This is a genomic window from Micrococcus sp. EWR3.9.1, from assembly GCF_052615555.1.
The window spans coordinates 1-9864 of the sequence record NZ_JBQXFD010000028.1; the positions used below are offsets into that span (position 1 = coordinate 1).

9 protein-coding genes are annotated in these 9864 nt (G+C 69.9%); 3 read left to right on the forward strand and 6 right to left on the reverse strand.

Annotation, left to right across the window (positions count from 1 at the left end):
- Positions 1-361 precede the first annotated feature (361 nt).
- Both ACUJ8O_RS11085 and ACUJ8O_RS11090 read left to right on the forward strand, forming a co-directional pair.
- Entirely contained in the window at positions 362-772 is a 411-nt protein-coding gene (locus ACUJ8O_RS11085; RefSeq protein ID WP_002854316.1) for a four-helix bundle copper-binding protein, read from the forward strand.
- 96 nt (positions 773-868) lie between these two features.
- Positions 869-1753, forward strand: a complete 885-nt coding sequence (locus tag ACUJ8O_RS11090) for a fructose bisphosphate aldolase (protein ID WP_445373379.1) — start codon at positions 869-871, stop codon at positions 1751-1753.
- Between the two features lie 106 nt (positions 1754-1859).
- On the opposite strand, the gene ACUJ8O_RS11095 is transcribed toward ACUJ8O_RS11090, so the two are convergent.
- The 6 genes from ACUJ8O_RS11095 to ACUJ8O_RS11120 form a co-directional block, all read right to left on the reverse strand.
- A complete protein-coding gene (locus tag ACUJ8O_RS11095; protein WP_002854314.1) occupies positions 1860-2915 on the reverse strand; it encodes a type II glyceraldehyde-3-phosphate dehydrogenase in 1056 nt (351 codons plus the stop codon).
- A gap of 88 nt (positions 2916-3003) precedes the next feature.
- Positions 3004-3687 (reverse strand): DUF305 domain-containing protein, encoded by a 684-nt coding sequence (locus tag ACUJ8O_RS11100; RefSeq protein WP_445373380.1) that lies wholly within the window; start codon positions 3685-3687, stop codon positions 3004-3006.
- Between the two features lie 59 nt (positions 3688-3746).
- Positions 3747-5984, reverse strand: a complete 2238-nt coding sequence (locus ACUJ8O_RS11105; RefSeq protein WP_402804570.1) for a copper-translocating P-type ATPase — start codon at positions 5982-5984, stop codon at positions 3747-3749.
- Positions 5985-6059: 75 nt separating this feature from the next.
- Positions 6060-6389, reverse strand: coding sequence for a heavy-metal-associated domain-containing protein (locus ACUJ8O_RS11110; protein ID WP_002854303.1), 330 nt, complete (start codon positions 6387-6389; stop codon positions 6060-6062).
- Positions 6390-6486: 97 nt separating this feature from the next.
- Positions 6487-7629 carry a sensor histidine kinase gene (locus ACUJ8O_RS11115; RefSeq protein WP_002854301.1) on the reverse strand — a complete coding sequence of 381 codons (1143 nt, stop codon included), beginning with the start codon at positions 7627-7629 and terminating at the stop codon, positions 6487-6489.
- Positions 7626-8351, reverse strand: a complete 726-nt coding sequence (locus tag ACUJ8O_RS11120; protein WP_036340673.1) for a response regulator transcription factor — start codon at positions 8349-8351, stop codon at positions 7626-7628. The genes ACUJ8O_RS11115 and ACUJ8O_RS11120 overlap by 4 nt, the downstream gene beginning before the upstream one ends.
- Positions 8352-8507: 156 nt before the next feature.
- Between ACUJ8O_RS11120 and ACUJ8O_RS11125 the strand changes: the two genes are divergently transcribed.
- The gene (locus ACUJ8O_RS11125; RefSeq protein ID WP_036340675.1) at positions 8508-9374 is read left to right on the forward strand and encodes a F510_1955 family glycosylhydrolase; all 867 of its coding nucleotides are present in this window, start codon (positions 8508-8510) and stop codon (positions 9372-9374) included.
- Positions 9375-9864 lie beyond the last annotated feature (490 nt).

Consider the following 9864-nt stretch of genomic DNA (forward strand, 5'->3'; position numbering starts at 1 on the left):
CGATCCTCGATCCGAATGCACCCGGCAACCCTGCACCGGCGGCCTCGACGCCCCTGGTCGGATCGCATAAGCGCTCTTCCCGACACCGACCGTCCGGTCCGACAGGATCCACGTTGAGGCGAGCCCTGCTGGTCCTCCCCGTCGGCGTGGTCCTCAGGGCCGTCGGCCGGGCTGAGGGGCGGCTGGTCACACCTGCGTCATCCCTGCCCGTAAAGGAGTCCGCGGGCCTCCGTGGCCGGCGATCTTCACGGAACCTTCAAGGTTGAGCCCTTCACCCGCGTCGGCGGGGCGGTCTACGGTCGATGGCAGGGCGGGCCGGCGAAGGCCGGTGCGTCGGATCAGATCGACGAAGGAGCACATCATGACCCATCACGTGAGCGCCATGCTGGACACCTACCCAAAGAATGTGGGCAACATCGACCGGCAGAAGCTGGCCGAGTGCATCCAGGCCTGCTTCGAGTGCGCCCAGACCTGCACGGCCTGCGCGGACGCCTGCCTGGCCGAGGACATGGTGGCCGACCTGAGGCAGTGCATCCGGTTGAACCTGGACTGCGCCGATGTTTGCGCCGCCACAGGCCGGATGCTGTCCCGGCAGACCGGCAACAACGTCGAGACCACCCGCGCCCTGCTCGAGGCCTGCCGGGCCGCCTGCAAGACGTGCGGGGACGAATGCGAGAGCCACGCCCAGATGCACGAGCACTGCAAGGTGTGTGCCGAGGCCTGCCGCCGGTGTGAGCAGGCCTGCGCGGACCTGCTCGTCACCCTGGGTTGAGCCTGCTGATGACCGTTCCCCCTTGAGGGCGGCCAGTCGTCCATGACGCGCGCAGGGAACCCGGACCACCGTGCTCCCTCGCCGCGGAAGGCTCCCATGGACTCGGAGAAGTATCAGAGGGTCAGGAACGGTGCCGGATTCGTCGCGGCGCTGGACCAGAGCGGGGGCAGCACCCCGGCGGCCTTGCACCTCTACGGGATCGACAAGGATGCCTACTCCGGCCCAGAGGAGATGTTCGACCTGGTACACCAGGTGCGCACACGTATCATCACCAGCCCCAGCTTCGACGGTGAGCGCGTCATGGGGGCCATCCTGTTCGAGAACACAATGAACCGCCAGGTGGAGGGTTCCCCCACGGGCGACTACCTGTGGAACAGCAAAGGCATCGTGCCCTTCCTCAAAATCGACCAGGGCTTGGCCCCGGAACAGCAAGGCGCCCAGCTCATGAAACCCATCCCGCACCTGGATGACTTACTGTCTCGAGCCGTCGAAAAGCACATGTTCGGGACGAAGATGCGCTCGGTCATCAAGCTGCCCGGGGATGGGGTGGGCTCCGTCGTGGAGCAGCAGTTCGGGCTCGCCCGTCAGATCCTCGTTACCGGGCTGGTGCCCATCATCGAGCCCGAGGTGGATATCTGCAGCCCCCGCAAGGCCGAGGTGGAGGACCAGCTCAAGGCGGCAATCCTCGCCCAACTGGACAAGCTCGGAGACGACCAGTCGGTCATCCTCAAAGTGACGCTGCCGGAGCGGGCGGACTTCTACCGCGAGTTCGTGGACCATCCCCGAGTGATCCGCGTCCTGGCCCTGTCGGGCGGCTATACCCGGGCCCAGGCCACCACCCTGCTGGCCCGCAACCACGGCGTGATCGCCAGCTTCTCCCGCGCCCTGACCGAAGGGCTGAGTACGGCCCAGAGCCCAGCGCAGTTCAATGCGGTGTTGGATGAGGCCATCAACGCGATCGCGACGGCCTCTCGCACCTGACCGGAGGCCATAGGACCGCTGCGGTAGTCCGCGGCCGCCGAAGCGGTGTCCGACCACCCCCCATTCCTGGGGCCGGGCACCGCCTCAGCGGCGTCTGCCGCGCAGTTCAACGGGCAGCCACCGAGGAGCGCACGAAGTCCTGGCGCACCCCCAAGGCGCGGTCGGTGCGCCGGATGGACTCGCCGCCGTCGTCGACGGTTCCGGTGAGGGCCCGGATCGCGTCGATGTTCTCGGGGACGACGATCGCCTGGTTGTCCACCGTGTAGGTGTAGTACAGCTCGTTGCCGTCCACGGTGAGGATGTCTTCCCAGAGGGCCACCTCATACATATCACCCCGGGGCCGGCCCAGGTCCTCCATGAGTTCCACGGTGCTATTGACCGCCACGACGCCGTCCGAGCGCCGGACGAAGGCGATCCGCGGCATCGCCCGGAACGCCTCCAACACCTCCTGCTTCTCGGCCGGGCGGGTGAGCTCGATCGTCCAGTAGTGCAGGTGGTTCTGAGTGTGGGCTCCCTTGGCGGCCATGGTGACCACGTCCAGGTCCGGGACCACCGACTGGGCGTCGGGCCCCTGATGGCTGGGGATTCGGCCCTCGGGGACGATGGTGTTCATGATCCCGGAATGGTCCGATTCCCACGGATCGGTGGCCCGGCGGATGAGCACCCCCCGGGCCTTGGACAGCAGTCCGACGTCCTTCAGCGCGGTAAGGGCCCGGACGGTGGCGGTGGTATTGCAGGACACCACCCGGGTGCTGTCCCGGCCCAGGGCGGTGGCGTAGTTGGCGTGGGCGACGAAGGAGTGGCCGGTGAGATCGTGCTTCTCCCCGCCCTGGAACACGGATTTGACCCCGTGGGCACGGTAGAGCTCCAGGTTGCCGGCGCCCACCTGGGCCGGGGTGCAGTCCACCACGACGTCAACGTTCTCGAGCAGGTCGTGCAGGCCTCCGACGACGGGAAGGCCGGCATCCGCCATCACCGGTAGGGCCTGCTCGGTAGAGGCGTAGACGGGGATACCCTTCCCGGCCGCAGTCGCGATCCGGTAGTCAGCGATGACGTCACTGACTCCGACCAGCGCCATGTCCTCCTGGGCCCGGACCGCGTCGGCGACGCGTTTGCCGATGACCCCGTACCCGTTCACCGCGACCTTGATCTTGTCCTGCATGCTCGTCTCCTTTCCTGGAGGACCCGTTCCGGTTTCGGGGTCTATCGCCAGCCGCGTCTCACCGGATGCCCGCAGCGGACGACGGTGCTCAGAGCTTGTCGAGCATCTGTTGCATTTCGGTGATCTCGGCCTCCTGGTCGGCGATGACCTGCTCGGCGAGCTGCACGGCCTGCGGGTTCTGGCCGTCCTCGACCTCGTCCTTGGCCATGTCCACGGCGCCCTTGTGGTGGGCGGTCATCTGCTCCAGGTACAACCGGGCGGCCTCGGTGCCCTGGGCCTGCTCCAGGGCGGCCATGTCCTCCTCGGACATCATCCCGGACATCCCGCCGTGGTCCATGCCCTCCATACCGTCCATGCCGTCCGTGTCCACGGGGTCTTGGCCCCAGGCGGTGAGCATGGCGTTCATGCGCTCGATCTCCGGGCCCTGGGCGTCGATGACCTTCTGGGCGAACGCGGCCACCTCCGCCGGGACGTCATCCTTGGCCAGCAGCATCTCGCTCGTCTCAACGGCCTGCTGGTGGTGCGGGATCATCATTTGGGCGAACATCACGTCCGCGTCGTTGTGCTCGGCGGAGACCTCCTCGGCCGAACCGGTCGCCGTGGTGGACGGTGTCGCGGTGGCCGTGGCCGCAGGGGTGGCGGCGGGGGCGGAGCTGGTCGCGGTGGCCGAGGCCTCAGCGCCGGCGTTCTCGTCCTGGGCGCCGGTGCCGCAGGCGGTCAAGGTCAGGGCGGAGGCCAGGGCCAGGGCGGTCAGCGTCATGGTGCGTTTCATGGTGGGTCCTTCCACAGTGGGTTGAGGGTTCATATCAGAGTTAGCGCCAAGAGGCGCGATCAGGAGGTCGCGGGTTGAAGGGCAGCCTGCGACCGGGGGCGCTCGAGAGGAGCCAGGTGCTCCGGGTCCAGGTCGATCCGGCGCAGCAGCTGGGCGTTGAGGGCCACCACGATGGTGGAGACGGACATCAGGATCGCGCCCACCGCGGGGGAGAGCACGAACCCGATCGGGGCGAGCACGCCGGCGGCCAGCGGCACGGCGAGCACGTTGTAGCCGGTGGCCCACACCAGGTTCTGGATCATCTTGGTGTAGCTGGCCTGGGAGAGCTCGATCATCGACAGCACCGCGCGGGGGTCGTTGCTGGCCAGCACAACGCCGGCGGACTCCATGGCCACGTCGGTGCCGGCGCCGATGGCGATGCCGACCTCGGCCCGCGCCAGCGCCGGGGCGTCGTTGACGCCGTCGCCCACCATGGCCACGGACAGTCCCCGGGACTGCAACTCGGTGACCTTGGTGTCCTTGTCCTGGGGGAGGACCTCGGCGAAGACCTCGTCGATGCCCAGGTCCGCCCCGACGGCCTCGGCGACCTGGCGGGCATCGCCGGTGATCATCGCGACCTTGATGCCGCGGGCGTGCAGGGCGGCCACGGCGGCCCGGGACTCGGGGCGGACCTTGTCCTCCACGGCGACCGCGCCGATAACGGACCCCTCGCGCAGCACGTGCAACACCCCGGCCCCGCGCGCGGTCCAGGAGGCGGTGTGCTCAGTGATCTCCGCCGGCATGGTCAGGTTAAGCTCGCGCAGCATGTTCGGGCCCCCGACGAGGATCTCGGAACCGTCCACGGTGGCGCGCACCCCGCGGCCCATGGCAGCACTGAAGTCCGTGCCGCGCTTGCGCAACGTGCTGGCCTGCGGGTGCTGCCCGGCGGCGGTGACGATGGCCCGGGCCACCGGGTGCTCGCTGTCGGCCTCGGCCGCGGCGGCGTAGGCCAACAGCTCGGCCTCGGAAATGCCGGGCGCCGCGGCGACACCGGTGACGGCGTGGGCGCCCTCGGTCAGGGTGCCGGTCTTGTCAAAGAGCACCACGTCGATGGTCCGCATCTTCTCCAGGGCCATCCGGTCCTTGATCAGCAGCCCGGACTTGGCGGCGCGTTCGGTGGAGAGGGCGATCACCAGCGGGATGGCCAGGCCCAGGGCGTGCGGGCAGGCGATCACCAGCACGGTCACGGTGCGGGTGACCGCGTCGGTGGGCTGGCCGATCGCGGTCCACACGATCGCGGTGATGATCGCCGCAACCAGGGCGAACCAGAACAGCAACGCGGCGGCCCGGTCTGCCAACGCCTGGGCCCGGGAGGAGGACTCCTGGGCGTCGGCGACCATCCGCTGGATCCCGGCCAGGGTCGTGTCGGTCCCGACGGCGGCCACCTTCACCCGCACGGTGTTGTCGGTGGCCACGGTCCCAGCGACCACCGTGTCCCCGGCCTGGCGCAGCACGGGCTTCGACTCCCCGGTGATCATCGCCTCGTCGAACTCCGCGGCGCCCTCGAGGATGGTCCCGTCGGCCGGCACCCGGGCCCCGGCCCGCACTAGCACCACATCGCCCACGGCCAACTCGGTGATCGGCACGGTGATGGTGTCACCGTCCACGACCTTCTCGGCCTCCTCCGGCAGCAGCGCCGCCAGCGCGTCCAAGGCGGAGGAGGCCGCGCCGAGGGCGCGCATCTCCATCCAGTGCCCGAGCAGCATGATGACCACCAGCAGGGCCAGTTCCCACCAGAAGTCCAGCATCAGGTCCCCGATGCCCAGGGTCGTGACCCAGGAGGCGACGAAGGCCACCGTGATGGCCATCGCGATCAGCAGCATCATCCCGGGCTGGCGGGCGCGCAACTCGGTCAGCCCGCCCTTCAGGAAGGGCATGCCGCCATAGAGGTAGATCACGGTGCCCAGCACCGGGGCGATCCACGCCGAGCCCGGGAACTCGGGGACGTGGTAGCCCAGCAGCTGCCCGACCATGTGGCTGAAGAACACCACCGGGATGGAGAGCACCAGTGAGACCCAGAACCGGTTCTTGAACATCGCGGTGGAATGCCCGGCGTGCTGACCGTGGTCGTGGACCTGGTGGTCCTCGTCCAGGGCCGAGTGGGCGTGGCCCTGGGGCATGGCCTGCCCGTGGGTGGCCGCGTCCGCGGGGTGGTGGGCGGCATGGTCGGTGTGGTTGGCGTGGCCGGCGTGGGGGTTCGGGTCTGGGTGTTCGGCGGTCTGGTCGGTGGGGTGATCGTGGTGGTGCGGGGTGCTCATGGTGTTCCTTCTGCTCGGCGGTCTGTTCGGCGACCGGCTCGGCGGTGGGGCGCCGACCTCGAGGGGATGGGTCGGTTAGATCCGGACGCGGTAGCCGGCCGCTTCGATGGCCGTCCGCACGGAGTCCGCGGAGGCGGGCCCGGTCACGGTGACGGGGGAGGCCCCGCCGGCGACCAGTTCGACCCGGACATCGTCCACCCCGTCCAGGGCGCTCACGGCCTCGGCGACGGAGCCCACGCAGTGTCCGCAGGTCATGCCCTCCACCTGGTAGGTCGCGTCGCCGGCGCTCGTCCCGGTTGGGTCGGCACTCTGGTGCCCGGCGGGGGCGGTGGCGTCGGCGGCTGGGGCGCAGCACGAGCAGCCGTTGGTGGCCCCCGGCAGCGGGGTGCGGGCGGATTCGGTCATGACGGTCTCCTTCAGGTCTGAGGGCGGCGCCGGACGGCGCCTCTCCTCTTGGTATATACCCCCCGGGGGTATCATTCAAGGGGTGGAGCGCCGGTGTTCACGGTGGATAAACGGGTGCGCCGGTAGGTGGGCTGGTCGGGGGCTGCTTGGTGGGCAGGTCGATGGTGAACGTCGCCCCGGCCGTGGTGGAGGTGGCGCTCAAGGTGCCGCCGTGGGTCTGAATGAGAGCTCGGGAGATGGCCAGGCCGACCCCGGAGCCGCCGTGGTCACGGTCGCGGGCGGTGTCCCCGCGGTAGAAGCGTTCGAAGACGTGCGGCAGGTGCTCGGGAGAGATCCCCTCCCCGGTGTCGGTGACGCTGAGCGTGACCCCGGACGGGCTTTGTCGGGCCTCGAGGGTGACCCGGCCCCCGGCCGGGGTGTGGCGCAGGGCGTTGGTGAGCAGGTTGCCCAGGACCTGGCCCATGCGCTGGCGGTCCACGTCCACGGCCAGGCCCGGATCGGCGTCCATGGTCAGGGCCACGCCCTTGGTGGCGTAGGCCTCCTTGTGGGCCTCGGTCGCGGCATGCAGCAGCCCGCTGACCCCTTGGGGGCTGCGGTCCAGTTCGATCCGGCCCTCCTCGGCGCGGGAGACGTCGTTGATGTCCTCCACCAGCCGGGTCAACCGGGCCAGCTGCTCGCCCATCAGCTCACCGGTGGGCTCGTCCCAGTGGGACACCCCGTCTTGCAGGGCCTCGTGGTAGACGGTCAGCACGGAGACGGGGGTGCGCAGCTCGTGGGCCAGGTCCGAGAGCATCCGTCGACGGGTGTCCTCGGTGCGCTGAAGCCGTGCGGCCATGGTGTTGAAAGACCCTGCCAGCTCCTCCACCTCGGTGCCGGCGCCCATGGCCGGCACGCGGGTGTCGTACCGTCCACCGGCCATGGCCTTGGCCGCCTGGGTCAGGGCGTTGATCGGACTCTGGATCCGGCGGGCGACATGCCAGGTCAATGCCAGACAACAGATCAAGGCCGTGGCCAGGGCCACGCCCAGGGTCCAGAAATTGGCGTCCCGGTAGGCCTGCTCCACGTGCAGCATCTGGGCTGCATCGTGTCCGGCCCCGGCCTGTTCCAGGTGCTCGTGGAACAGTGGTGGGCCGGCCAGGGAGGCCACCACCACCGCGGCCAGCACGCTGGCCCCCACCACCAGCAGCTGGGCGAGGAAGAACCGGGCCGCTAATCCTTGGTAGCGCCGCCGGCCGGTCATTGCTCCGCCATCCGGTAGCCGACCCCGCGGACGGTGTCGATATAGCGGGCCGGGTCCGCGTCGAGCTTGCGGCGCAGGTTCTTGATGTGCACGTCCACGAGCCGTTCATCGCCCACCCAGGCCGGGTCCCAGACGATATCGATCAGCTGGCGCCGGGAGAAGGCCTGGTGCGGGCGCCCCGACAAGGCGGCCAGCAGGTCGAACTCCGTGCGCGTTAGTTGCACCACCTGGCCCGACACGCGGGCCTCGTGGGCGGCCAGGTCGATGACCAGGTCACCGCAGACCCGTTCCGGTTCGGGGGCTGACACCGTTGTGCGCGGCCGGCGCATGACCGCCCCCACCCGGGCGACCAGCTCCCGGACGCTGAAGGGTTTGGTGATGTAGTCATCGGCCCCCACCGCCAATCCCTCCAACCGGTGGTGCTCATCGCCGCGGGCGGTGAGCATCAGCACATAGCACTCGGAGAAGGCCCGCACCCGCCGGCACACCTCGATCCCGTCCAGCCCGGGCAGGCCCAGGTCCAGGACTATCACGTCGGGCTCGTGAACCCGGGCGGCCTGCACTGCGGCCGGGCCGGTGTGGGTGAGGGCCACCTCGTAGCCGGCCCGCTCCAGGTAGGTGGCCACCATGCGCGCCAGCGGCTTCTCGTCATCGACCACCAACACCCGGCCGGCCGCCGGACCAGTCCCAGTGTCAGTCCCAGTGCCAGTGCCAGAGTTCATGGGTCCAGTCTCGCTCTGTCTCGCGCCCCGGCGGCTCAGAACGGTGCCGGGGCGGGGAATCTTCATCGAATCTTCAAGGCAAACCGCCCCATCCCGGCGCGTCACCGGCCGATAATGGTAGAAGCCCCGCCTTTTGGCCCGGGGCGGAAAGGCTCCATGACCCCCCTGACCCGCAGAACCCTGATCGCCGGCGGGCTGACCCTGCTCGGCGCTGGCACCCTCACCGCCTGCGCCGCGCCGAACCCCGCGACATCCCCGGCGGCCGGCACCGGCACGCAGGGCACCGGCACGGCCATCACCCACGTCCATGCCCTCACCCGGGACCCCGAGTCCGGTGAGGTGCTGCTGGCCACCCACCAGGGCCTGTTCCGGCTCCAGGACGGGGAGCTGACCCAGGTCGGTCCGGTCGTGGACTTCATGGGTTTCACTCTGACTCCCGAGGGCCGCTACCTGGCCTCGGGTCACCCCGCGCCGCGCACCGACCTGCCCGAGCCGCTGGGCCTGGCCGAGTCCACCGACCGGGGCCAGAGCTGGACGGTGCTCTCCCGCGGCGGCGCATCCGATTTCCACGCCCTGGCCGCCGGCCCGAACGGGGTCCTCGGCTTCGATGGGCAACTGCGCGCCAGCACCGACGGCCTCACCTGGCAGAGCCTTGAGATCCCCGTCGCCCCGGCATCGCTGGCGATCTCCCCCAAAACCGGGACCGTGCTGGCCACCACCGAAACCGGCATGTTGCGCTCGACCGACCACGGCGCGACCTGGACCACCCTGGACACCCCCCAGCTGATGCACCTGGTCGCCTGGGCCGATGACACCACCGCCGTGGGCGCCGGCACCGAGGGACACCTGCTGACCAGCACCGACGCCGGCGACACCTGGACCGCCAGCGACCGCCCGGTCGGCACGGCCACCGCCCTGGGAACGGGCATCACCGACGACGGGCAGACCGAAGCACTGCTGGTCGTCGGCTCGACCGTGCTGTCCACCACGGACGGCGGGAACACCACCGAATCGCTGCTGTGACCTCCCCCCGCCGCCCCCTGTCCGGCTGGCCCGCCCTTCGAACCGTTCTGGGCACCCTCGTGTTGATCCTGGGCCTGCTCGGGATGCACGCTGGTACGGGCACCAGCGCGGCTTGGGCCGCCACCGGTACGGCCGCCGCCACAACTGTTCATCACCTCGGGCCGGGGGCCATCGGTCCGGCCGGCATGGTGCCCGAGGTCGTGCTCCCGGCCGAGCCTGCCGGGGATGAGGCAGCCGACCCCGGGCTGCCGGTCTGTGCCCTGGAGGCCGTGGACGATACCTGCGCCTCGGCCCTGACCAAGGCACCTGTCGTGTCCCACTTGGCCTCCCGGGCCCTCCTGCCTAGCCCCGGTGGGGGACTGACCGCACCACCCCTGCCCTGGGTTGCCCATTTCCGGCCCCCGTGGACCCTTCACTGGCTCAACTGGCCGTCAGCCGCACCTAGGGCGTGTCTGAGAATAGATGCACGAGTCAGCTGAGACCCTGGGGG